This window comes from Xanthomonas chitinilytica (genome assembly GCF_026107455.2).
Taxonomy (GTDB): Bacteria; Pseudomonadota; Gammaproteobacteria; order Xanthomonadales; family Xanthomonadaceae; genus Stenotrophomonas; species Stenotrophomonas chitinilytica.
The window spans coordinates 97,986-120,875 of sequence record NZ_JAPCHY010000001.1 but is presented as its reverse complement, the minus strand read 5'-3'; the positions used below and the strand labels follow the sequence as shown (position 1 = coordinate 120,875).

18 protein-coding genes are annotated in these 22,890 nt (G+C 70.2%); 4 read left to right on the top strand and 14 right to left on the bottom strand.

All coding sequences use genetic code 11. From position 1 onward, the window contains the following. Window positions 1-24 precede the first annotated feature (24 nt). Complete coding sequence (locus OK345_RS00515; RefSeq protein WP_265125235.1) at window positions 25-1,173, top strand: pyridoxal phosphate-dependent aminotransferase; 1,149 nt, start codon at window positions 25-27, stop codon at window positions 1,171-1,173. 203 nt (window positions 1,174-1,376) lie between these two features. Here OK345_RS00515 and OK345_RS00510 read toward each other — a convergent pair whose 3' ends face one another. The 3 genes from OK345_RS00510 to OK345_RS00500 are packed head-to-tail and all read right to left on the bottom strand — an operon-like array spanning window position 1,377 to window position 6,099. Next, window positions 1,377-2,801, bottom strand: coding sequence for an efflux transporter outer membrane subunit (locus tag OK345_RS00510; RefSeq protein WP_265125233.1), 1,425 nt, complete (start codon window positions 2,799-2,801; stop codon window positions 1,377-1,379). Continuing rightward, window positions 2,798-4,750 (bottom strand): MacB family efflux pump subunit, encoded by a 1,953-nt coding sequence (locus OK345_RS00505; protein WP_265125231.1) that lies wholly within the window; start codon window positions 4,748-4,750, stop codon window positions 2,798-2,800. Before OK345_RS00505 ends, OK345_RS00510 begins: the two co-directional genes overlap by 4 nt. Further along, on the bottom strand, window positions 4,747-6,099 hold the full coding sequence (locus OK345_RS00500) for an efflux RND transporter periplasmic adaptor subunit (RefSeq protein ID WP_265125229.1): 1,353 nt from the start codon (window positions 6,097-6,099) through the stop codon (window positions 4,747-4,749). The genes OK345_RS00505 and OK345_RS00500 overlap by 4 nt, the downstream gene beginning before the upstream one ends. 232 nt (window positions 6,100-6,331) lie before the next feature. Here OK345_RS00500 and OK345_RS00495 point away from each other — a divergent pair, with 232 nt between their 5' ends. The 3 genes from OK345_RS00495 (at window position 6,332) to OK345_RS00485 (ending at window position 11,576) form a co-directional block, all read left to right on the top strand. Beyond that, on the top strand, window positions 6,332-7,033 hold the full coding sequence (locus OK345_RS00495) for a response regulator (protein WP_265126238.1): 702 nt from the start codon (window positions 6,332-6,334) through the stop codon (window positions 7,031-7,033). Beyond that, entirely contained in the window at window positions 7,030-8,433 is a 1,404-nt protein-coding gene (locus OK345_RS00490) for an ATP-binding protein (protein WP_265125227.1), read from the top strand. The genes OK345_RS00495 and OK345_RS00490 overlap by 4 nt, the downstream gene beginning before the upstream one ends. 194 nt (window positions 8,434-8,627) lie before the next feature. Then, window positions 8,628-11,576: a two-component regulator propeller domain-containing protein gene (locus tag OK345_RS00485; protein WP_425510940.1), complete on the top strand. Its 2,949-nt coding sequence runs from the start codon at window positions 8,628-8,630 to the stop codon at window positions 11,574-11,576. Between the two features lie 415 nt (window positions 11,577-11,991). On the opposite strand, the gene rnt is transcribed toward OK345_RS00485, so the two are convergent. The 11 genes from rnt to OK345_RS00430 form a co-directional block, all read right to left on the bottom strand. Beyond that, window positions 11,992-12,660 (bottom strand): ribonuclease T, encoded by a 669-nt coding sequence (rnt, locus tag OK345_RS00480; protein ID WP_265125223.1) that lies wholly within the window; start codon window positions 12,658-12,660, stop codon window positions 11,992-11,994. 178 nt (window positions 12,661-12,838) lie between these two features. Then, a complete protein-coding gene (locus OK345_RS00475; protein WP_265125220.1) occupies window positions 12,839-13,630 on the bottom strand; it encodes an HvfC family RiPP maturation protein in 792 nt (263 codons plus the stop codon). Next, window positions 13,623-14,474, bottom strand: coding sequence for an HvfB family MNIO-type RiPP peptide maturase (locus tag OK345_RS00470; RefSeq protein WP_265125218.1), 852 nt, complete (start codon window positions 14,472-14,474; stop codon window positions 13,623-13,625). Before OK345_RS00470 ends, OK345_RS00475 begins: the two co-directional genes overlap by 8 nt. Window positions 14,475-14,561: 87 nt before the next feature. Further along, window positions 14,562-14,975 carry an HvfA family oxazolone/thioamide-modified RiPP metallophore gene (locus OK345_RS00465; RefSeq protein ID WP_265125216.1) on the bottom strand — a complete coding sequence of 138 codons (414 nt, stop codon included), beginning with the start codon at window positions 14,973-14,975 and terminating at the stop codon, window positions 14,562-14,564. A 485-nt stretch (window positions 14,976-15,460) separates the two neighbouring features. Further along, a complete protein-coding gene (gene phoU, locus OK345_RS00460) occupies window positions 15,461-16,168 on the bottom strand; it encodes a phosphate signaling complex protein PhoU (protein WP_265125214.1) in 708 nt (235 codons plus the stop codon). A gap of 122 nt (window positions 16,169-16,290) precedes the next feature. Then, a complete protein-coding gene (gene pstB / locus OK345_RS00455; RefSeq protein WP_265126237.1) occupies window positions 16,291-17,121 on the bottom strand; it encodes a phosphate ABC transporter ATP-binding protein PstB in 831 nt (276 codons plus the stop codon). A gap of 19 nt (window positions 17,122-17,140) precedes the next feature. After that, complete coding sequence (gene pstA, locus OK345_RS00450) at window positions 17,141-18,007, bottom strand: phosphate ABC transporter permease PstA (protein ID WP_265154743.1); 867 nt, start codon at window positions 18,005-18,007, stop codon at window positions 17,141-17,143. After that, complete coding sequence (pstC, locus tag OK345_RS00445) at window positions 18,007-18,975, bottom strand: phosphate ABC transporter permease subunit PstC (RefSeq protein ID WP_265125212.1); 969 nt, start codon at window positions 18,973-18,975, stop codon at window positions 18,007-18,009. The genes pstA and pstC overlap by 1 nt, the downstream gene beginning before the upstream one ends. 222 nt (window positions 18,976-19,197) lie before the next feature. Continuing rightward, window positions 19,198-20,277, bottom strand: a complete 1,080-nt coding sequence (gene pstS / locus OK345_RS00440) for a phosphate ABC transporter substrate-binding protein PstS (RefSeq protein WP_265125210.1) — start codon at window positions 20,275-20,277, stop codon at window positions 19,198-19,200. A gap of 276 nt (window positions 20,278-20,553) precedes the next feature. Then, window positions 20,554-21,573, bottom strand: coding sequence for a phosphate ABC transporter substrate-binding protein PstS (gene pstS, locus OK345_RS00435; RefSeq protein WP_265125208.1), 1,020 nt, complete (start codon window positions 21,571-21,573; stop codon window positions 20,554-20,556). Between the two features lie 86 nt (window positions 21,574-21,659). Next, complete coding sequence (locus tag OK345_RS00430; protein ID WP_265125206.1) at window positions 21,660-22,004, bottom strand: hypothetical protein; 345 nt, start codon at window positions 22,002-22,004, stop codon at window positions 21,660-21,662. Between the last annotated feature and the right edge of the window lie 886 nt (window positions 22,005-22,890).

Genomic DNA, 22,890 nt, shown 5'->3' with positions numbered 1-22,890 from the left:
CGTTTTTCCCCGACGCCCGTGTCCATGCAACCGCAAACCAAGCTGCCCAAGGTCGGTACCACCATCTTCACCGTGATGTCGCAACTCGCCGCCGAGCACGGCGCGGTCAACCTGGGGCAGGGTTTCCCCGATTTCCCGGCGCCGCAGCGGCTGCTCGACGCCGCCGGCAAGGCCATGGCCGAAGGCCTCAACCAGTACCCGCCGATGACCGGCGTGGCGCCGCTGCGCCAGGCGATCGCGCGCAAGGCGCTGGACTGCTACGGCGCGCAGGTCGACCCGGACAGCGAGATCACCGTCACCAGTGGCGCCACCGAGGCGATCTTCAACGCCATCCACGCGGTGGTGCGGGCCGGCGAGGAAGTGATCGTGCTCGACCCGGCCTACGACTGCTACGAGCCGGCGATCGACCTGGCCGGCGCGCGCGCGGTGCACGTGCCGCTGGACCCGCAGACCTTCGCGGTGGACTGGGACCGGGTGCGCGCGGCGATCACGCCCAGGACCCGGCTGCTGATGGTCAACACCCCGCACAACCCGTCCGGCGCGATGCTGGACGAGGCCGACATGCGGGCGCTGGCCGACGTGCTGCGCGGCACCGGCATCTACCTGATCTCCGACGAGGTCTACGAGCACATCATCTACGACGGCCGCCGCCACGAATCGGCGCTGCGCTACCCGGAACTGCGCGAGCGCGCGTTCGTGATCTCCAGCTTCGGCAAGACCTACCACTGCACCGGCTGGAAGATCGGCTACGCGATCGCGCCGCCGGCGATGAGCGCCGAGTTCCGCAAGGTCCACCAGTACAACACCTTCACCAGCTTCGGCCCGGCGCAGTATGCGTTCGCGGCGATGATCCGCGACGAGCCGGAGCACCACGAGCAGTTGGGCGCGTTCTACCAGGCCAAGCGCGACCGCTTCCGCGAGCAGCTGCTGGCCACCCGCCTGAAGCCGCTGCCGGTGCCGGGCGGCTATTTCCAGCTGGTGGACTACTCGGCGATCAGCGACCTGCCCGACCACGAGTTCGTGAAGTGGCTGACGGTGGAGAAGGGCGTGGCGGCGATCCCGCTGTCGCCGTTCTACGAAACCGCGCCGGGCGGCCAGCGCCTGGTGCGGCTGTGCTTCGCCAAGAACGAGGCCACGCTGGACGCGGCGATCGAGCGGTTGAAGAATCTCTAGCGCCCAGATGCCCTTGTAGGAGCGACGTCAGTCGCGACGGGGCATTGCCGGGAAGTCCCCGTCGCGACTGACGTCGCTCCTACAACCGCGGGAAGACGTTGTAGGAGCGACGTCAGTCGCGACCCTCGCCAAAGGGGCGACGATCGATCCGGAAGGGCGCTTCCGCGGATGGGTGAAGCGCCTTCTGTCGCCACAAGTCCGGCTCAGCCGGCCCCGCCGCCCAGCGCCTTGACCAGGGTGACGTCGTTGCCCAGCTGGCTGCGCCGGGCCTGGGCCAGCGACAGCTCGGCGTTGCGCCGGGTCTGCTGCGCGTCCAGCCAGTTGCGCAGGTCGGTGGCGCCGGCGCGGTAGCGCACTTCGTACAGGCGCTCGATCTCCACCGCCTCGGCGTGCGAACGCTCGGCGGCCTCCACCTGTTCGGCCAGGCGCTGGCGCGCGGACAGCGCGTTGTCCACCTCGGCCAGCGCGGTGTAGAGCGTCTTGCGGAACTCGTTGGCGGCGATCTGGTAGGACAGGTCGGCCGAGTCGATGTTCAGCTGCATCTGCCGGAAGCGCAGGAACGGCAGGCTCAGGCCGGCGCCGAGGCTGGCCACCGGGTTGCGCAGCACGTCGCCCAGCGACGGACTGGAGCTGCCCACCGAACCGGTCAGGCTCAGGCTGGGGTAGTAGCTGGTGGCGGTGACCTTGATGTTGGCCAGCGACTGCCGCAGCCGCAGTTCGGCCGCGCGCAGGTCGGGGCGGCGCGCCAGCAGTTCGGCCGGCAGGCCCTCGCTCACCGCCGGATGCACGAAGCCGTCCAGCCCCTGCGGTTCCCCGTCGGCCGGCCAGGGCTGGCCATCGAGCAGCACGGTCAGGGCGTTGCGCGCTTCCACCCGCTGCTGTTCGAGCTGGGCCTGGGCGGCGCGCTGGCTTTCGATGTTCTGCTGCGCCTGGCGCACTTCCAGCCGCGACACCGCGCCGGCGTCGAACTGTGCCTGCACCAGCGTGGCGGTGCGCTGCAGGCGTTCGAGGTTGGCCTCGCCGGTGGCGATGGACAGGTTGAGGTAGCCCAGCTGCCAGTACAGCTCGCAGGCCTGGCCGATCAGCAGCAGCTGGGTGTTCTGCAGGTCCTGCGCGGTGGCATCGGCCTCCCAGCGGGCGATGTCGCGCTGGGTGCGCAGCTTGCCCCACAGGTCGATTTCCCAGCCCAGCGAGACGCTGGCGCTGTGGTTGCGCGACCAGTCGTCGCTGCTGTCGATGGCGCGGCTGCCGCTGGCGCCGACCGAGCCGGAGGCCTGCGGCCACAGTTCGGCCGAGGCCAGCCCGGCCTGCGCGCGGGCGCGCTGCAGGCGCAGGCCGGCGGCGGCCAGGTCAGTGTTGACCTCCAGCGTGCGCTCGACCAGCGCATCCAGGCGGGCGTCGCCGAAGCCGCGCCACCAGCTGTCGGCGAGCACGTCGCCGGCCGGGGCGGTGACTTCGGTGTCGATGCGTTCCACCGGGGCGTTGGCCACGGCGTCGCCGCGCCCGTACTGGGCCGGGACGCGCAGGTCGGCCACCGGCGAGGCGCCGGGGGTGGCGCAGCCGGCCACCACGGCGGCCAGCGCGCAGGACAGCAGCAGGGGACGCAAATTGCTCGGGATCTTCTTCATTCGCGCGCCAGCGCCTCCACGGGATCGAGTTGCGCGGCGTTGCGCGCCGGCAGGAAGCCGAACGCGACGCCGATCAGGGTTGAACAGGCAAATGCGGCCACGATGGACGCGGTGGAGAACAGCAGGGTGAAGCTGCCGCCGAAGGTCTTGAACGCCCAGCCCACGGCCAGCGCGAGCAGGATGCCGAGGATGCCGCCGAGCAGGCACACCAGCACCGCCTCGATCAGGAACTGCTGGCGGATGTCGCTCTGGCGCGCGCCCACGGCCATGCGCACGCCGATCTCGCGGGTACGCTCGGTCACCGACACCAGCATGATGTTCATCACCCCGATGCCGCCCACCACCAGCGCGATGGCGGCGATGGCGCCGATCAGCAGGGTCATGGTCTTGGTGGTCGACTCGATGGTCTCGCGGATCTCGGCGGTGTTGTTGAGGAAGAAGTCCTCGGTGCCGTGGCGCATCAGCAGCAGCCGGGTGATCGCCGACTGCGCCGCGGCCATCGGCGTGTCGTCCTTGACCCGCACGGTGATGCCGGAGATGTGGCTCTGCCCGAGCATGCGCGACATCACCGTGGTGTGCGGCGCCCACACGGTCAGGTTGGTGCTGCTGCCCATGCCCATGGTCTGGCGCTTGGCCACGCCGACCACGCGCACCGGCACGTTGCCCAGCAGCACCACCTGGCCCAGCGGGTCGTCGCGGCCGAACAGCTGGGTGCGGGTGTTCTCGTCGATCAGCGCCACCTGGGCCAGCGACTTGACCTCGTCGGCCTCGAAGAAGCGCCCGGACACCAGCGACACGCCCTTGACCCGGAAGTACTGCTCGCCGACGCCGCTGACCTGGGCGCTGGCGGCCTTGTTGCCGACCCGCGCGGTCACCGAGGTGGAGACGTTGGGGGTGGCGCTGTCGACGTAGCTCTGCTGCGCCAGCGCCTCGGCGTCGCTGGCCTTGAGCGTCTGCACCCGGCCCGAGCGCATGTCGCCGAAGCCGCGGCCGGGGTAGACGTCGATGGTGTTGGTGCCCAGCGCGCTGATGTTCTGCAGGATCTGCTGCTGCGAACCGTTGCCCATCGCCACCACCGACACCACCGAGGCGATGCCGATGATGATGCCGAGCATGGTCAGGAAGGTGCGCAGGCGGTGCGCGTTCATCGCCAGCAGGGCCATCCGGAACGATTCGAAGAAGCGGTCGCGCGCGGCCTGGAAGGCGTTGCCGCCGGGCTTGAGCGGCGCCGCCCGGCGTTCGCCGCGATGGCTGGGCGCGGCTTCGTTGCGGCGGTCGGCGATGATCTCGCCGTCGCGGATCTCGATGATGCGCTGGGCGTGCTCGGCCACCTGCATGTCGTGGGTGACGATGATGATGGTGTGGCCCTCGGCATGCAGCTCGCCGAGGATCTTCATCACTTCCTCGCCGGAGTGGGTGTCCAGCGCGCCGGTGGGCTCGTCGGCCAGGATCACCTCGCCGCCGTTCATCAGCGCGCGGGCGATGGACACGCGCTGCTGCTGGCCGCCGGACAGCTGCCCGGGCTTGTGGCCCATGCGGTCGGACAGTCCCAGCCGCTCGAGCAGGTGTTCGGCGCGGGCGTTGCGCTTGTCGCCGGGCACGCCGGCGTAGATCGCCGGCACCTCGACGTTGCCGCGCGCGTCCAGGTCGCCGAGCAGGTGGTAGCGCTGGAAGATGAAGCCGAAGTGCTCGCGCCGCAGCTCGGCCAGCTCGTCCGGTTCCATCTTCCCGGTCTCGCGGCCGGCCACCTGGTAGCTGCCGGTGGTGGGCCGGTCCAGGCAGCCGAGGATGTTCATCAGCGTCGACTTGCCCGAACCGGACTGGCCGACGATGGCGACCATCTCGCCGGCGGCGATGTCCAGGTTGATGTCCTTGAGCACGGCGATGGTCTCCTCGCCGGCGGGGAACTCGCGACGCAGGTCGCGTACCCGCAGCAGGGGGATGCTCATCGACGCGGCCCGCCCATCATCGGCGCCATCGGGCTGCGGTTGCCGCGCGCGGCCGCGGCGGCGCGCTCGGCGGCGGTCACCTCGCCGACCACGACCCGGTCGCTTTCGGCCAGGCCCTCGAGCACTTCGACGCTGCTGCCGTTGTTGAGGCCGGTCCGGATCCGGCGCGGTTCCGGCTGTCCGTCCTTGCCGACCACCCGCACCATGTACCAGTCGCCGCTTTCCTCGGCGGTGGCCGCAGCGGTGGAGGCGCCGTCGTCGCTGGCCGGGCGCGTGCGGGCCGGGCGGCTGCCGTCGCCGCCGGCCTGTCCGGCACCTGCGCCACGGCTCTGGCCGGCGGGGCGTTCGCCGCGGGCGGGGATCTTCGCACCCAGCGCCACGGCCGGGATCAGCAGCGCGTCCTTGGCCTGCGACAGCAGTACCGAGACCTGCGCGGTCATGTCGATGCGCAGGGTGCCGTCGGGATTCTCCACGTCGAACAGGGCGTTGTAGTAGACCGCGGTGCTGGAGCTGGACGAGGAAGTGCTGGTGGTGCTCTCGCTGGCGATGGAGGACGGCGCCGGGTTCACCGTGCGCAGGGTGGCGTGGTACTTGCGGTCGGGCTGGCCGAGGATGGTGAAGTACACCGGCATGCCGGGCTTGACCTTGACCACGTCGGCTTCGGAGATCTCGGCGTTGACGGTGACCAGGTCCAGCCGCGCCAGCTTGACGATGGTCGGCGCCGACTGGTTGGCGTTGACGGTGCGGCCTTCCTCGGCCACCACCGCGACCACGGTGCCGTCGATCGGCGCGGTGATGCGGGTGTAGCCCAGGTTGGCGCGGGCGGTGCCCAGCTCGGTCTCGCGCTGCTTGATCTGTGCGTCGAGCGCGCGCACCTGCGCCTGCGAGGTGGCCAGCTTGGCTTCGGCGCCCTCGTACTCCGCGCGCGAGGTGGCTTCTTCGGCCAGCATCTGCTTCTGCCGCTGGAACGCCAGCTCGGCCTCGCGCAGCGTGGCCTGCTGCACCGCGCGCTGGGCGCGGATGTTCTCCAGCGCCGCCTCTGCGTTCTGCAGGCTGTTCTGCTGGGTGGTGGAGTCGATCTCGGCGATCAGGTCGCCCTCCTTGACCACGTCGCCCAGTTGCACCCTCAACGACTTGATCTGGCCCGAGGCCTGCGCACCGACGCTGACCAGCTTGTAGGCATCGATCACGCCGGTGGCATCGACGGTCTGCTCCAGGTCGCCGCGCGTCACCGGCGAGGTCGCCAGGGGCGGAGCGGCGGGCTTGCGCAGCGTCCACGCCGCGATACCGGCGATCAGCAGCACGATGGCGGCGGCGAGGAGGATGCGGCCGCGCCGGGTCCTGGGCATTGGGAGCTTCACGTTGGGGTCGACTCATGGCTGGCCGCGACGGCGGCGATGCGTTCAGTGTGGGCAGTTGCCGCGCACGGCTCAATGCACGGCGTGTGTCGGCCTGTATCGGACGACTGGCCGATTGTGTCGCAATGTGTCGGTGGCGGTGGTCGATACCTTGCGACGCAGGAGGGGGCGCGCAGGGCGATCGGATACGATGGATCATTCAGCCATGACGGAAATCCAGACCATGCACCGCCTGTTGGTGGTCGACGACGACATCGACATCCGCACGCTGCTGGCCGAGCAGCTGGGGCGCGCCGGCTACCAGGTCAGCACCGCCGGCGACGGCAGCGAAATGCGCCGGGTGCTGGAGCGCGAGCACATCGACCTGATCGTGCTCGACCTCAACCTGCCGCGCGAGGACGGCCTGACCCTGTGCCGCGACCTGCGCGCGCGTTCGGCCACGCCGGTGATCATGCTCACCGCGCGCAGCGAACCGATCGACCGCGTGCTGGGGCTGGAGATGGGCGCCGACGACTACCTGGCCAAGCCGTTCGAGCCGCGCGAACTGCTGGCGCGCATCCGCAACGTGCTGCGCCGGACCGAGGCGCTGCCGGCCAACCTGGAGCCGCTGGCGATGCGCCGCGCGCGCTTCTCGGGCTGGACCTTCGACCTGGAGCACCGCCACCTGGTCGATCCGGACGGGCGCGTGGTGGTGTTGTCCGGGGCCGAGTTCCGGCTGCTGCGGGTATTCGCGGCGCATGCCAACAAGGTGCTCTCGCGCGAACAGCTGGTGTCGCTGAGCAGCGGCCGCAACTACGAGGCGCAGGACCGCGCGATCGACCTGCAGGTCAGCCGCCTGCGGCAGAAGCTGGGCGAGGCCGGCGGCCTGATCAAGACCGTGCGCAACGAAGGCTACGTGTTCGCCAGCGCGGTGGCGCTGGAATGACCCGGCTGCGGCTGTTCCTGGCGTCGATGGCCGGGCGCCTGTTCGTGATCCTGCTGCTGGGCATGAGCGTGGCCGCGGTGGGCGCGACGCTGGTGGCCAACGCCAAGCGCCAGCAGGAGTTCGAGCGGCAGAACCTGGTGCGCAGCGCCGACCGCCTGCAGGGCTACGTGAACCTGCTGGACGACAACCCCGAACTGCGCGAGCGGCTGTTGAGGGTCGGTGGCCCGAACGTGCGGCTGGCGCCGGCGCAGCCGCGGGTGGGCGAGGCCGATACCGCCCTGGCCGCATTGCTGGCGCAGCGCTCCGGACCGGTGGCCGGCGCGCAGGTGCATGCCACCAGCTACCGTTCGTGCCTGCCGAAGCTGCCGGATTTCGTGCCGCGGCCGAGTGGGACGGATGCGCGCCGCCGCGTCCACGAACACGACCGCTCCTTCATCCCGCCGCGCTGCCGGCTGGTCAGCCTGCAACTGAGCGACGGTACGCCGTTGCAGCTGGCGTTCGAGTCGCCGGCGGTGGCGCGCGACAGCGCGCAGGCGTTCGACCCGCTGTTCCTGTCGCTGCTGGCGCTGGCGATCGCGGTGCTGGCCTACGTGGTGGCGCGCATCGCCAGCGCGCCGCTGCAGCGGCTGGCCGCGGCCGCCGCCGAGCTGGGCCAGGACCTGCAGCGCGCACCGCTGCCGGTTACCGGCCCGCTGGAGGTGCGCCGTGCCGCCGAGGCCTTCAACGCGATGCAGAAGCGCCTGCAGCGGCACCTGGGCGAGCGCACGCAGATGCTGGCGGCGATCACCCACGACCTGCAGACGCCGGTGACGCGGCTGCGGCTGCGGCTGGAGAACGTGCCCGACGAGGCGCTGCGCGAGCGCCTGATCGGCGACCTGGCGGCGATGCAGGCGCTGATCCGCGAAGGCCTGGAGCTGGCGCGCAGCGCCGAAAGCGCCGAGCAGCGTGCGGCGCTGGACCTGGATTCGCTGCTGGAGAGCGTGGTCGAGGACGCGGTCGAGGCCGGCGCCGAGGCGCGCTTCGAGCAGGGCTGCGGCGCGGTGCTGATGCTGCGGCCGCTGGCGATGCACCGGCTGTTCTCCAACCTGGTGGACAACGCGCTCAAGTACGGCCACTCGGCGCGGGTGTCGGCCGAGGCGCAGGACGGCGGCGTGACGGTCAGGGTGCGCGACAGCGGCCCGGGGCTGGCCGAGGACGAACTGGAGGCGGTGTTCGACCCGTTCCTGCGGCTGGAGACCTCGCGCTCGCGCGAGACCGGCGGGGCCGGCTTGGGGCTGACCATCGCCCGCGCGCTGGCGGAAAAGGACGGCGCCAGCCTGAGCCTGCGCAACCATCCCGACGGCGGGCTGGAAGCGGTGGTGAGCTGGGAGCATCCGCAATGGGGCGGCGGCCAGCGCTGAGGGGCGATTGCGCCTTACCATTGCCGCATCCCGCCGATCCGCCGCCCATGACAACGGACCTGTTGCCCGCTTCCACCGACGGAGATCGCCTGCCGGGGCCGAAGTCGGCCTCCGCCTGCCGGAGGCCGCCGGTGGCCTGCCCGGATACGGCGCCGCGGCGCGGGCGTTCGATGCCGGTAACCGCGATGCTGGCCATGCGCCTGCTGCTGGCGTGGCTGTGCCTGTGGCCGCTGCAGGCGGCCGCGGAGGGCGCCCCGCCGCTGCGCGACTACGCCATCGACATGTGGACCTCGCGCAATGGCCTGCCGCACAACTCGCTGCGCGACATCGCGCAGACCCCGGAGGGCCACCTGTGGTTCGCCACCTGGGAAGGGCTGGTGCGCTACAACGGCCTGGACTTCACCGTGTACGACCGCAGTTCCCGGCCGGGCCTGCTCGACAACGGCATCGGCGCGCTGCATGTGGACCGCCAGGGCGCGCTGTGGATCAGCGACTCGCGCGGCAACGTGCTGCGGCGTTCGGCCGAGGGCGGGTGGCAGCAATGGCCGCGGCAGCCGCCGGCGCCGCAGGTGCTGGTCCAGGCCATGCAGATGGACAGCCACGGCCGGCTTTGGCTGCTGTTCGAAGGCAAGGGCCTGGGCAGCTTCACCCCGGAAGGCGGCTTCGAGTACACCCCGCCGCCGGCCGACGTGCCGATGGCGATGAGCTTCACGCAGATGGCGGTTGATGCCCAGGACCGGGTGTGGGTGGGCACCCTGGACGGGCTGGTGGTCCGCGATACCGACGGCGTGCTGCGGCGCGTGCCGGAAAGCTATGGCCTCCCGCGCGGGCTGGTGTGGCCGTACCGCGCCGCGGACGGGGTGCTGTGGATCGTGGCCGGCGAGAGCATCTACCGGATGCAGGACGACCGGCCGGTGCTCCGCCACCGGGTGCCGGGGCAGGTGCACCTGACCTCGATGCTGCAGGACCGCCACGGCGACCTGTGGCTGGGCACCGAGAACCAGGGGCTGCTGCGGATCGGCAGCCATGGCATCGAGCGCCTGCCCTCGGGCCTGTCGTTGCCGGGCGGGCGCATCGTCAGCCTGCACCAGGATGCCGAGGGCAGCATCTGGGTCGGCGCCAACGGCGGCCTGTACCGGCTGCGTGAGACCCTGTTCAGCAGCTACACCGTGCAGGACGGGCTGAGCGGCGACTACGTGCGCACGGTGCTGGAGGACCGCCGTGGCCGGCTGTGGGTGGGCAGTGCCAGCGGGCTGGACCGGATGGAGGCCGATGGCCGCATCGCACCGGTCGCGCTGCACAACCGGGTGGGCAAGTCGCCGTCGGTGCTCAGCCTGGCGCAGGACCGCGACGGCAACGTGTGGGCCGGTACCTTCGGCGACGGCGTGTTCAAGGTGGACGGCGCCGACCGCATCCGCCACTACGGCGAGGCCGACGGCCTGCCGGGCGGCAACGTACGGGCGATGGCCGCCGACGTCGCCGGCGACGGCATGTGGATCGGCACCCAGCGCGGCGTGGTGCGGGTAGGCGCCGACGGCGTGCGCACGCCGTCGGTGGAGGGCATGCCGTCGGGGCTGATCACCGCGCTGCACAGCGCCGAGGATGGCCTGTGGATCGGCACCATCGAAGGCGTACGGGTGCTGCGTGATGACCACGTGCAGCGGCTGGACCTGGATGGCCTGGGCGGCGGGCGCAGCGTCTTCGGTTTCCAGCAGGTCGGCGAGGCGATGTGGATCAGCAGCGACCGCGGCCTCTACCGCTACCGGGAGGGGCAGCTGGCGCGGGTGGGGCTGGAGCAGGGCATGCCGGTGGACACCGTGTTCCAGCTGGTGCCCGACCGGATCGGCAATGTCTGGATCAGCAGCAACCGCGGCGTGCTGCGCACCGAGATGGCCGCGCTCAACGAGGTGGCCGACGGCCGCAGCCCGCGGATTGCGGTCGAGCGCTACAACGAGATCGACGGGATGAACAATTCCCAGGCCAACGGCAGCACCGGGCCGTCGGCGATCCTGCGCCGCGACGGCAGCTTCTGGGTGGCGACCGCCGGCGGCCTGAGCATGGTCGATCCGCTGCGGCTGCAACGCTTCCGCGAGCGCCTGCCGCCGCCGGCGGTGATCGAGAACGTGCAGCTGGACGGCGCGCCGGTGCAGTGGCAGGCGAGCGGCCGCACCTCGCTGCCGGGCGGGCGCCGGCTGGCGGTCAGCTATGTCGGGCTGAGCTACCTGATGTCCGAACGGATCCGCTACCGCACCCGGCTGGAAGGGCTGGACAACGACTGGATCGAGCGCGGCCAGCAACGCAGCGTCGAGTTCATCGGCCTGCCGCCCGGGGACTACACCCTGCACGTGTCCGCCGCGCATCCGGGCGGGCGCTGGAGCGACAGCGAGGCGCGATGGCGCTTCACCGTCGAACCGCTGCCGTGGCAGCGGCGCAGCGTGCAGGCGGTGGCGGGCGTGTTGCTGCTGCTGGCGCTGGTGGCGCTGTACCGCTACCTGATCCACCGCTACAAGACCAGCAACATCCGTCTGGCGCAGCAGGTGGCCGAACGCACCGCCGACCTGCAACTGCAGGCCGAGCGATTGCTGGCTGCCAACCAGGAAAAGACCGAACTGGCCGAGCGCCTGCGCGAGCAGGCCGAGGCGTTCGAGCGGCAGGCGCACGAGGACCCGCTGACCGGGCTGCCGAACCGGCGCGCGTTCGACGAGGTGCTGGCGCGCGATTTCGCCCGTTCCCAGCGCAGCGGCCATCCGCTGTGCCTGGTGGTGCTGGACATCGACCACTTCAAGAACGTCAACGACAGCTGGTCGCACAGCATCGGCGATGTGGTGCTGTGCGAGGTGGCGCGGCTGCTGGCGGCCAGTTGCCGCGATTCGGACATGCCGGCGCGCCTGGGCGGCGAGGAGTTCGCGCTGCTGCTCAACGACACCCGGCTGGAGGAGGCGCAACAGGTGTGCGCGCGGATGCGCAGCCTGTTCCACGCGCAGCGCAACTGGGCCGGCATCGAGGGCCTGCGGGTGACGTTCAGCGCCGGACTGGTGCAGCTCGACGCCAGCGACCGCACGCCGCTGCTGCTGTGCCAGCGCGCCGACAGGGCGCTGTACCGGGCCAAGAGCGAAGGCCGCGACCAGACCTGCCTGGGCTAGGGAATCTTCGAATCGGGTGGGTGCGGTGTTGCTGCCGTCGCTCCTGCGGCTCCATGACAGCGAGAGGTGCGGGGCGCACGGCGACCTGCCTGGCGATTCAGCCGGAAGTCGCTGGACGGCGGTCGGGAATCGTCTGCGCGACTGGGCCAGCCGGCTCCGGGACGTATCCGCTGTCGCGACTGACGTCGCTCCTACAGTGGGGGAAGCATTGTAGGAGCGACGTCAGTCGCGAGCTTTCCGGGGCAGGCCCCGGAATGGTTCCCCCGCGGATGGATGAAGAACCGGGAATGTTCCCGGACGAGGGCCGGGCGGAGAGACGGCGCGGCACCGTCATCGGGTGCAGGAAATGCCGGCCGCGCGCTTCGCGACGGGGCCCCCTGCGGCGCTGGCACGGCCGCCGGTACGGCGTACCGGGTTATCGGGGGGCGGGGGCCGGCGCGTTGAAGTTCTCGACGCGCGGCCAGGCGTTGGCGATCTTGCAGAACAGGCGCGCGGTCTGCTCGGTGTCGTACACCGCGCTGTGCGCCTCCTCGGCGTCCCAGTCGAAGCCGGCGGCCTGCACCGCCCGCGCCAGCACCGTCTGGCCGTAGGCGATGCCGGCCAGGGTGACGGTGTCGAACACGCTGAAGGGGTGGAACGGATTGCGCTTGTGGCCGACGCGGGCGACGGTGGCGTTGAGGAAGTTCAGGTCGAAATGGGCGTTGTGGCCGACCAGGATCGCGCGCTGGCAGCCGTACTTCTTCGCCGCCGCGCGCACCGGCGCGAACACGTGGTCCAGCGCCTCGCGCTCGGGCTTGGCGAGCCGGAACGGGTGGTCGATGTCGATGCCGGTCACTTCCAGCGACTTGGGGTCGATCTCGGTGCCGGGCGCCGGGATGACGTGGGCGCTGCTGGTCTGGCCGGGGTAGAGCAGGCCGTTCTCGTCCATCTCGATCGGTACCGCCGCGATTTCCAGCAGGGCATGGCGGTTCCAGTCGAAACCGCCGGTTTCCACGTCCACCACGACCGGCAGGAAGCCACGGAAACGTCGCGACATCGGCACGATGGAACTGGAAGTTGTCTGGATTTCGCTGGTTTCGGGCATCGCGCTAGGGTAGCAGACGGCGCTTGCGCCCGACCGCGGGCCGAGGCGATGCCAGCGCTTCCGGATGCGCGCGCATTGCGGGACGCCTCCGTGGGGACTTGAAGGTGGTGCGTGCCGCCGGCGTGGGAAGGCGCCGGCATGGAGCCTTGCGAGCGCCGGGCCTGCGACGGTCGCGACGTCAGCGCGGGGACGGCCCCGGGGCGGTGGCGGCCACGCCGGGCGGACGGGTGCCCAGCAGCGTGCCTTCCTCGCGCATGCGCAGCAGCAGCGCGGTTCCCTGCGCGATGAAGCCGTCGTCGGCGGTGGTGCCGGATTCGGCCGCCAGGCCTTCCAGCCGCTGGCGGCCGCTGCGCGGGGCGGCATCGCCGAGCAGTTCCAGCAGGCGGTACACCAGCGGCGAGATTTCGGCGAAGCGCACCTCGCCCGCGGCGTCGCGCCGCGCCAGGATCAGGGTGGGGGCGGTGGGCGGCGCCTGCGGAGCGAACCCGGGGCCGATCCGGTGCACCGGCCAGCGGTAGGCCAGCGCCCGCGCGAACGGCGAGGGCAGCGGCACGCCGGCCAGCAGGTCGCCATGCGGGTCGTGCGCGGGGACCTCGTCGTCGGCCAGCTGCAGCGCCAGCTCGATCCATTCGTAGTGCGCCAGTTCCAGCAGCCAGGGCGGATCGTCGCTGCCCTGGTCGGCGCGGTTTTCCAGGAAGCGGATGAACTCGCGCCCGATCTCGGGGAACAGCGGCGTGCGGCTGCGGTGCCGCGCGTGGAAGTCGCGCACCAGCGTGCGCCACGCATCGTCGTCGAGCGTCCTGCGGATCACCGGGAAGTTGCCGGCCAGCAGGCTGTCGATGTTGTTGAGGAACAGCTCGCGGTAGATCCGCAGCCGGCGCTCCTCGATCCCGGGCGGCGGCGGGTATGCGTCCGGGTCGCGCAGGTGCCGGGCCAGGGCGAACTGCTGCCGGCGCAGGGTGTCAGCCATGCCGGGTGGCATCGTCGCGCGCGTCCGCGCTCGCTTCGTGCTGCGCCTCGCGGATGCGTTGCACCTCGGCCAGCAGGGTGTGCAGCGGCGGGAAGTTGAAGTCGCGCTCCAGCAGGGTGGGGCGCACGCCGTGCAGGCGGTAGGCCTCGGCCAGCAGCTCCCACACGGTCTCCTTCACCGGCGCGCCGTGGGTGTCCACCTTCAGGTCGTCGGCCTCGTCGTAGTGGCCGGCGATGTGGTACGAGGCGATGCGCCGGCCGGGCATCCGCGCCAGGAACGCGTGCGCGTCGTAGCCGTGGTTGATCGCGTTGACGTAGACGTTGTTGACGTCCAGCAGCAGGTCGCAGTCGGCTTCCTCCAGCACCGCGTTGACGAAGTCCACCTCGTCCATCGCCTGCCAGGGCGCGGCGTAGTAGGACACGTTCTCCACCGCGATGCGCCGCCCCAGCACGTCCTGCACGCGGGCGATGCGCGCGGCCACGTGCCGCACCGCCTCGCCGGTGAACGGGAGCGGCATCAGGTCGTACAGGTGGCCGTCGTCGGTGCAGTAGCTCAGGTGCTCGCTGTACAGCGCCACCTTGTGCCGGTCCAGGAAACGGCGGGTGCGGGCCAGGAAGGTGTCGTCCAGCGGTTCCACGCCGCCCAGCGACAGCGACAGGCCGTGGCAGGTGAGCGGATGGCGCGCGGACAGTTCGTCCAGCGCCTCGCCGAGCCTGCCGCCGACGCCGATCCAGTTGTCCGGCGCGCATTCCAGGAAATCGAAACCGCCGGGCGGCGCCGACCGCAACGCGCCCAGCAGGGCGCGCCGCAGGCCGAGTCCGGCGCTGGCGTCAGGCAGGTTCATCGCCGCTCATCGCACGGGGATGTCCCGTCGAATCCCGGCCGTGGCCCCCGCGCAGGCGATGCGCGGGGGGGCCGCGGCGGTTCGCGATCAGGCCATGCCGCCGCATTTGCCTTCGCCGCACTTGCCCTCGCCGGCCTTGTGTCCGGCGCCGGCCTTGTCCTTCGCCTTGTCGGCACGGTGGGCCTTGTGCTCCTCGGCGTCGATGTAGCCGTCCTTGTTGGTGTCGATCTGGGCGAACTTGCCGGCCTTGTCGGGATGGGCGGCGTCGAACTCGGCCTGCGAGATGCGGCCGTCCTTGTCGGTGTCGGCGTTCTGCATGCCGCACTTGCCTTCGCCGCATTTGCCCTCGTGCGCCTTGGCGGCGGTGGCCTGGGCATCCTGCGCCGACAGCATGTAGCCCTGGGCCAGCGGCTGCATGGCGAACGCGGACCCGGAAAGGGTCAGGCCGGCGAGGGCGGTGCCCAGGGCGATGGCGACGGGTTTCCTGCTGGACGGGTTCATGACGTGCTCCGTGACGATGCGGGCGGGCCCGCGGTGCCCGGATTCTAAGCCCAGGGCATGTTCGGAGGATGTCAGTGGCGATACCGCGCCTGTCCTGGGGCGTCTTGGGCGCGGCGCTCGACCGGCGCCCGCGCGTGTGGACGCCGTCGGCGGTCGCCCTGTCAGGTAACCCGCAATCGCTGCCCGGTACCGTCGAGTGCGGCACGACGGACAAGGGATGAATGCGCGCCGGCTATCCGATGCCGTGCCGCCGGCTATCCGATGCCGTGCCGCCGGCTATCCGATGCCGTGCCGCCGTCGTGCCGGGACGGGACGCCGTCGTGGATTCACCGTGCGCCTGCATCGGGGTTGCCGGGCGTGGGATACGGCAGGTGCGGCCCGCGCCCAGACGACGAATCCGCTGGAAACCGCCGCGGCAGGGGAAATCGTCGCCGCCGGGCGATGACCGCAGCCGGCGGGGAGCCATCATGTCCCGGGCGGCGTGCTCAGGGCGAGGTGGTGGTGCCGGTCTCGTCGCGCTTCTCGCGTGGCGGCAGCGGCTGCTCGCCGTGCACCAGGAACCACACGTTCTCGGCGATGTTGGTGGCGTGGTCGCCCACGCGCTCCAGGTTCTTGGCCATGAACAGCAGGTGCGTGCACGGGGTGATGTTGCGCGGGTCTTCCATCATGTAGGTCAGCAGCTCGCGGAACAGCGCGGTGTACTGCGCGTCCAGGCGGGCGTCGTCCGCGCGCAGGGCGAGGGCGGCGTCGGCGTCGCTGTCGCGGTAGGCGTCGATCGCGCGGCGGACCTGCTGCGCGGCCAGCCGGCCCAGCGCCTGCAGCCCCTGGATCTGCGGCAGCGGCGGCACCGCGGCCAGGGCGATGGAGCGCTTGGCGACGTTGGCGGCGTAGTCGCCGATGCGCTCGATGTCCGACGGGATGCGCAGCCCGGCGAGGATCTCGCGCAGGTCACGCGCCATCGGCCCGCGCAGCGCCAGCCGCATCACGTCGTGGCTGATCTGCTGTTCCAGCGCGTCGATGGCCTCGTCGTTGGCGATGATGCGGCGCGCCGCGTTCTCGTCGCGGCGCTCGATCACGTCCAGCGCCGCGTCCAGCTGGGCGACGGACATCTCGCCCATGCGCACGATCTCGGCCACCAGCCGCTGCTGTTCTTCGTCGTAGCTCTTGACGATGTGGTCGTTGGGGAGGTTCATGGTCTCGGATCCGTGATTCGTGATGGGTGATTCGTGATGGGGAGAAGCGTGGGGTGGCGCGCGATCCGGCGGTTGCTCCCGCAAGCCATCCGTCACGAATCACCAGGCACGGCGGTTCGGCCTCAGCCGAAGCGGCCCGTGATGTAGTCCTCGGTCTGCTGCTTGTTGGGCTGCGAGAAGATCACCTCGGTGCGGTCGTGCTCGATCAGGTCGCCCAGGTACATGAAGGCGGTGTAGTCGGACACGCGCGCGGCCTGCTGCATGTTGTGGGTGACGATGACGATGGTGTAGTCGTGCTTGAGCTCCTCGACCAGCTGCTCGATGCGGCTGGTGGAGATCGGGTCCAGCGCCGAGGTCGGCTCGTCCAGCAGCAGCACGTCGGGCTTGAGCGCCACCGCGCGGGCGATGCACAGGCGCTGCTGCTGGCCGCCGGACAGGCCCAGCGCGCTCTGGTTGAGCTTGTCCTTCACCTCGTCCCACAGCGCGCCCTGACGCAGCGCGTGCTCGACGCGGTCGTTCATCTCGCTCTTGGACAGCTTCTCGTGGTGGCGGATGCCGTAGGCCACGTTCTCGAAGATGGTCATCGGGAACGGTACCGGCTTCTGGAACACCATGCCGACCTTGCTGCGCAGCCGGTTCATCGGGTACTTGGGCGAGAGGATGTTCTCGCCGTCCAGCAGCACCTCGCCGCGCGCTTCCAGCTTGGGGTACAGCGCGTAGATGCGGTTGAAGATGCGCAGCAGGGTCGACTTGCCGCAGCCGGAGGGGCCGATCAGCGCGGTCACGCGCTTCTCGGGGATTTCGAGGTTGATGCCCTTCAGCGCAAGGAACTTGTCGTAGTAGAAGTCCAGCCCGCGCGCGGCGAGCTTGACCGGCGCCGGGGTCTGCAGGTTCTCGTGCGAGGCCGGCACCGCGATGCGCTGCATCGGCACGGCATTGGAAAGATCGTTCATGGCGATGTCCGCGGAAAGGTCAGTCATGGGAGATTCGGTTGCGCAGCAGCAGGCCGCGGGCGGCGAGGCTTACCAGCAGGACGAACACGGTCAGTACCAGGGCGCCGGCCCATGCCAGGACCTGCCAGGATTCGTAGGGGCTGCCGGCGAACTGGTTCATCACCACCGGCACGCTGGCCATCGGCTGGAAGATGTTGCTGTTCCAGTACTGGTTGCCGAAGGCGGTGAACAGCAGCGGCGCGGTCTCGCCGGAGATGCGCGCCAGCGCCAGCAGGATGCCGGTGACGATGCCGGCTGCCGCGCTGCGGTACAGCACCTGCACGATCACCTTCCACTGCGGGATGCCCAGCGACAGCGCCGCCTCGCGCATCTGCGAGGGCACCAGCCGCAGCATCTCGTCGGTGGTGCGCACCACCACCGGCAGCACGATGAAGGCCAGCGACAGCGCACCGGCGAACGCCGAGAACTGGCCGCCGGTCTGCATCACGTACAGGGTGTAGACGAACAGGCCGAGCACGATCGACGGCGCCGACAGCAGGATGTCGTTGACGAAGCGGACCACGGTGCCGGCCTTGCGGGCATTGCCGTATTCGGCCAGCCAGGTGCCGGCGGCCACGCCCAGCGGGGTGCCGATGGCGATGGCCAGCGCGCACATCACCGCGCTGCCGAAGAAGGCGTTGGCCAGGCCGCCTTGCTGCATCGGCGGCGGCGTCATCCGGGTGAACAGGTCCAGGTTGATGCCGGCCAGGCCCTTGGCCGCCAGCGTCCACAGGATCCAGCCCAGGAAGAACAGGCCGAACAGCGCGGTGGCGCAGGACAGCAGCAGGGCGACGACGTTGACGACACGGCGGCGCAGGTACAGCTTGTCGGAAATGGCGGCGGACATCAGTTGCCCTCCTTGCGGGACAGGCGCATCAGCATCAGGCGGGCGATGGCGAGCACCACGAAGGTGACGATGAACAGCACGAAGCCGAGCAGCAGCAGCGCCGAGCGGTAGGTCTCGGTGGCCTCGCCGAAGTCGTTGGCGATCAGCGCGGCGATGGTGGTGCCCGGTTCCAGCAGCGACGGCGACAGGCGCACGCTGTTGCCGATCACGAAGGCCACCGCCATGGTCTCGCCCAGGGCGCGGCCCAGGCCGAGGAAGATGCCGCCGATCACCGCCGAGCGGGTATAGGGCAGGACGATGTCCCAGCTCACCTCCCACTTGGTGGAACCGAGCGCGTAGGCCGATTCCTTCAGCCGCGTCGGCACGGTCAGGAACACCTCGCGCATCACCGAGGAGATGAACGGGATCACCATGATCGCCAGCACGAAGCCGGCGGTGAGCATGCCGATGCCCAGCGGCGGGCCCTGGAACAGCGCGCCGACCACCGGCAGCGTGCCCAGGTGGTCGTTGAGCCACGGGGTGACGTACTCGGTCATCACCGGCACCAGCACGAACAGGCCCCACATGCCGTAGATGATCGAGGGGATGCCGGCCAGCAGCTCGATGGCGGTGCCGACCGGCCCGCGCAACCAGCGCGGCGCCACCTCGGTCAGGAAGAAGGCGATGCCGAAGCTGACCGGCACCGCGATGACCATCGCGATCAGCGCGGTGACCAGGGTGCCGTAGATCGGCGCCAGCGCGCCGAACCTGTTCTCGACCGGATTCCAGTCGGACGAATAGAAAAAGCTCAGGCCCTGCTCCTGCAGGGCATGGCGGCCGCCCCACAGCATCGACAGGGCGGCGCAGGCCAGCGCGGTCAGCACCAGGACGACGGTGGCGACCAGGACCCAGCGGAACAGGCGGTCGTTGCGGGCATCGCGCGAGTCGCGCGTGCCGGGCAGTGCTGGGGACGATGCGATGGTATTCATGTCTGTGGCGTTGGCCGGGAAGAGAGACGGGGGAGTGCGTCGTTTCCGCGTGGGCGGGAGGTGCTTTTCAACGAGCCGATGTCAGGTCGTCGTTCCTGCTGGTTGGTGTTGCTTGTGGCTTCAATGGCAAGTGCAGGAGCAACCGCAAGAGCGATCCCCGCCTGCGCGGGGACGGCGCGATGACAAAGGCGGGTGCGCCTGTGGCGCACCCGCGTCATTGCGTCACTTGAACTCGGCGGCCCAGTAGCTCTCGATCTGCGCGACCAGCTCGGCCGGCAGCGGTACGTAGTGCAGTTCGTTGGCCTGGGCCTGGCCGTTCTCGAAGGCCCACTTGAAGAACGCCAGGGTGTCCTGGTTGCGCTTGGGGTCCTTGGGCTGCTTCTGCATCAGCATGAAGTTGGTGGCGGTGATCGGCCACGCCTGCGCGCCCGGGGCGTTGGTGATGACCAGGTCGAAATCCTGGGCGCTGGCCCAGTCGGCGCTGGCCGCGGCGGCGGCGAAGGTCTCGGCGTTGGGCTGCACCCAGTTGCCGGCCGCGTTCTGCATCGATGCGTACGGCATGTCGTTCTGCAGCGCGTAGGCCAGCTCGACGTAGCCGATGGCGCCCTTGATCTGCTTGACGTAGGAGGCCACGCCTTCGTTGCCCTTGCCGCCGACGCCGTCGGGCCACTGCACCGAGGTGCCTTCGCCGACCTTGCCCTTCCAGTCCGGGCTGACCTTGGACAGGTAGTTGGTGAAGTTGAAGGTGGTGCCCGAGCCGTCGGAACGGTGCACCAGGGTGATCTTGCCGTCGGGCAGGGACACGCCCGGGTTGGCGGCGACGATGGCCGGGTCGTTCCAGGTCTTGACCTTGCCCAGGAAGATGTCGGCCAGCAGCGCGCCGCTCAGCCGCAGCTTGCCGGTTTCCAGGCCGTCGATGTTGACCACCGGCACCACGCCGCCGATCGCCGAGGGGAACTGGCCCAGGCCGGCCTGCGTCAGCTCGTCGCTGGACAGCGGCTTGTCGGAGGAACCGAAGTCGACGGTGCCGGCCTTGATCTGGGCGATGCCGCCGCCCGAGCCGATCGACTGGTAGTTGATCTTGGCGCCGGTGGCGGCGTTGTAGTCGGCCGACCACTTGGACACCAGCGGGAAGATGAAGGATGCGCCGGCACCGGAGATCTCGGCGCTGATCCGGTCGCCGGCGGCAGCCGTCTCGCCGGTGGCGGATGCGGCCGTGCCGCTGCCGCCGTTGTTGCAGGCGGACAGGCCCAGGGTGATGGCCAGGGAAAGGGCGGCGATGCCGGCCGTATGCAGTTTCATGGTCACTCCGTTGCGGAACCGGGCTCGCCGGTGGATGCGGCTATGAAATGATGTTTTTGTTACAGCTTGATGACGCGGCCCGGTGATGACGGTTACGCGGGGCTGTTGCCGCGGGAAAAGAGGCTTTTCTTCTCTTCCCTCCGCGGGAGGCGCGCATTCCCGGGCTTTTCGCATGGCGGCGGCCTGGGACCGGGCGAAGAACCAAAAAGAAGGCGCGGACCGCATGGCCCGCGCCCGGAGTCGGCAGGGGGAGAGAGGACCTGCCGGCCCCCTTGCTCAGTACTTCAGGTTCTGCGACCAGTAGGCCTCGATCTGCTGGACCAGGCTGTCCGGCAGCGGCACGTAGTCCAGCTGCTTGGCCTGGGCGTCGCCGTTGGCGTAGACCCACTGGAAGAATTCGCGGGCATTGCGCGAGCCGGCGACGTTCTTCGGCTGCTTGCTCATCAGGATGAAGTTGGTGGCGGTGATCGGCCAGGATTCGGCGCCCGGGGCGTTGGTCATCACCAGGTAGAAATCCTTGCTGCTGCCCCAGTCGGCGCTGGCGGCGGCGGCGGCGAAGGAGGCATCCGACGGCTGCACGAACTGGCCGGCGGCATTCTTCAGCGAGGCGTACGACAGCTTGTTCTGCAGCGCGTAGGACAGTTCGACGTAGCCGATGCCGCCCTTGATCTGCTTGACGTAGGCGGCCACGCCTTCGTTGCCCTTGCCGCCGATGCCGACCGGCCACTGCAGCGCGGTGCCTTCGCCGACCTTGCTCTTCCAGTCCGGGCTGACCTTGGACAGGTAGTTGGCGAAGTTGAAGGTGGTGCCGGAGCCGTCGGAACGATGCACCACGGTGATCTTGGCGGACGGCAGCGACAGGCCCGGGTTGAGCGCGGCGATCGCCGGGTCGTTCCAGGTCTTGATCTTGCCCAGGAAGATGTCGGCCAGCACCGGGCCGTCCAGCTTCAGCGCGCCGGGCTGCAGGCCTTCCACGTTGGCGATCGGCACCACGCCGCCGATGACCGACGGGAACTGGGCCAGGTTGAACTTGGCCAGTTCTTCCGGCTTGAGCGGCGCGTCGGAAGAGCCGAAGTCGACGGTGCCGGCCTTGATCTGGGCGATGCCGCCGCCCGAGCCGATCGACTGGTAGTTGATCTGCTTGCTGGTGGCGCTGCGGTAATCCGCCGACCACTTGGTCATGACCGGGTAGACGAACGAAGCGCCGGCGCCGGTGACGTCGTTGGCATTGGCGGCGAACACGCAGGCCATGGCCACCAGGCCGAAGGCGATGCGGGACTTGAAGGATGAGGACATGCTGCTTGCTCCTGGGCGGATGAATGCGGCGGGTGGTTCCGCTGCCGCCCATTGCATAACCGTTGGGTGACACCCCGGTTGCGCCCTCATGACGGAATCGTGACGCCCGCTTTTCGGGCCTGGCGGCAGCCGGCGGACAGGCCCGCAGAGGGCGCGCGGCCGTCCGAGGCCGGATCGGGGCGATGGACGACCTCCGCCCGGTCGCTGCAAGCCGGCGACGAGCGCGGGTCGCTGCCGGGCGATCGCGCATGGGCATGGCCGGGCCGGGCAAGGGGACAGTCGCGTGCCGCGACAGCAATGAAGGCGTCGCGTCGAAGCATTGCATCGATGCGATGGAAGATCGGCAACCGGTCCGGTCCGCTGCGGAAGCGGCATCCCGTGATCGAGCCGGTCGCCGTGGCGCCGGCGCGACGCGACATGTCACGGATCATGCCGGGCAGCGTCCGGAAGATATCCGTCGTCGTGGCGTTCGCCCTGCCGTGGAGTCGCGGCGGATCGCCGGCGGAGAGGGGGCGTCCTCATCGGGCGACGACGGCTGGCATGGGTGCCGGGAACTCTTGATCCATGTCCTCGAACCGTCGTCCCCTGCGCAAGCGGAGGGCCAGGATGAAGCCGCGCGCCGGTCGCGCGTCCTGCAGCCGTCTTCCCCGCGCAGGCGTGATCCCAATGGTGAGGCCCGTGGTGGCTGCGTGCCCTGCAACCGTCGCCCCGCGCAGGCGGGGGGCAGTGCCTGTGCCTTCCACCGGATGGCAGCCGCCGGGGCGACCAGCGCTTTGCGCCGTTGAAAGGCCTTTCCGACCCGCACGGGGACGAGGGCCTTCATGCACCCGGAGCGCCCGCCGGGACATCGGGGTCCCACGGGACGGCGACGACCGATCTTGTCGGCGGCTCATCACCGTCATGTCATGGGTCGGCGGTAGGTTCCGTATTCCATCGATGCCGGGCCGCCGGTGCCGTATCCGCTGGGCAGGCCGAACGAAGGAGGAAGGGGTTCGCCGCCCGTCCCGATCGCCCCGCGACGGAGGGTGGGGTTCGTGGATGGCCCGCATGGAGTGCAGGGGAGGGGGCAGGACGCCCCCGGCACCCGGCGCGGGGCCGACCGCCGTCATGGTTGCCGCCTGTCGCAGCCCTTGTCATCGGGGCTCCGCCATGACCCATCGCTGCCTGCGGTTGCCGCGCAAGCAGGGCGATCGATCGGGGGTCCCGCTCCATGCAGTGCGCGGCGTCCGACACACAAGCGTCGGACGGGTGTCATGTGAGCGTCATAAAACGCACATGTGATTGTCAGATATGCCTCCCATCCTTTACGCAACTTTG

Coding starts and splice junctions, on each gene's coding strand:
- OK345_RS00515 (WP_265125235.1), top strand. CDS start 25: ATGCAACCGCAAACCAAGCTGCCCAAGGTCGGTACCACCATCTTCACC.
- OK345_RS00510 (WP_265125233.1), bottom strand. CDS start 2,801: ATGAAGAAGATCCCGAGCAATTTGCGTCCCCTGCTGCTGTCCTGCGCG.
- OK345_RS00505 (WP_265125231.1), bottom strand. CDS start 4,750: ATGAGCATCCCCCTGCTGCGGGTACGCGACCTGCGTCGCGAGTTCCCC.
- OK345_RS00500 (WP_265125229.1), bottom strand. CDS start 6,099: ATGCCCAGGACCCGGCGCGGCCGCATCCTCCTCGCCGCCGCCATCGTG.
- OK345_RS00495 (WP_265126238.1), top strand. CDS start 6,332: ATGCACCGCCTGTTGGTGGTCGACGACGACATCGACATCCGCACGCTG.
- OK345_RS00490 (WP_265125227.1), top strand. CDS start 7,030: ATGACCCGGCTGCGGCTGTTCCTGGCGTCGATGGCCGGGCGCCTGTTC.
- OK345_RS00485 (WP_425510940.1), top strand. CDS start 8,628: ATGCGCCTGCTGCTGGCGTGGCTGTGCCTGTGGCCGCTGCAGGCGGCC.
- rnt (WP_265125223.1), bottom strand. CDS start 12,660: ATGCCCGAAACCAGCGAAATCCAGACAACTTCCAGTTCCATCGTGCCG.
- OK345_RS00475 (WP_265125220.1), bottom strand. CDS start 13,630: ATGGCTGACACCCTGCGCCGGCAGCAGTTCGCCCTGGCCCGGCACCTG.
- OK345_RS00470 (WP_265125218.1), bottom strand. CDS start 14,474: ATGAACCTGCCTGACGCCAGCGCCGGACTCGGCCTGCGGCGCGCCCTG.
- OK345_RS00465 (WP_265125216.1), bottom strand. CDS start 14,975: ATGAACCCGTCCAGCAGGAAACCCGTCGCCATCGCCCTGGGCACCGCC.
- phoU (WP_265125214.1), bottom strand. CDS start 16,168: ATGAACCTCCCCAACGACCACATCGTCAAGAGCTACGACGAAGAACAG.
- pstB (WP_265126237.1), bottom strand. CDS start 17,121: ATGAACGATCTTTCCAATGCCGTGCCGATGCAGCGCATCGCGGTGCCG.
- pstA (WP_265154743.1), bottom strand. CDS start 18,007: ATGTCCGCCGCCATTTCCGACAAGCTGTACCTGCGCCGCCGTGTCGTC.
- pstC (WP_265125212.1), bottom strand. CDS start 18,975: ATGAATACCATCGCATCGTCCCCAGCACTGCCCGGCACGCGCGACTCG.
- pstS (WP_265125210.1), bottom strand. CDS start 20,277: ATGAAACTGCATACGGCCGGCATCGCCGCCCTTTCCCTGGCCATCACC.
- pstS (WP_265125208.1), bottom strand. CDS start 21,573: ATGTCCTCATCCTTCAAGTCCCGCATCGCCTTCGGCCTGGTGGCCATG.
- OK345_RS00430 (WP_265125206.1), bottom strand. CDS start 22,004: ATGATCCGTGACATGTCGCGTCGCGCCGGCGCCACGGCGACCGGCTCG.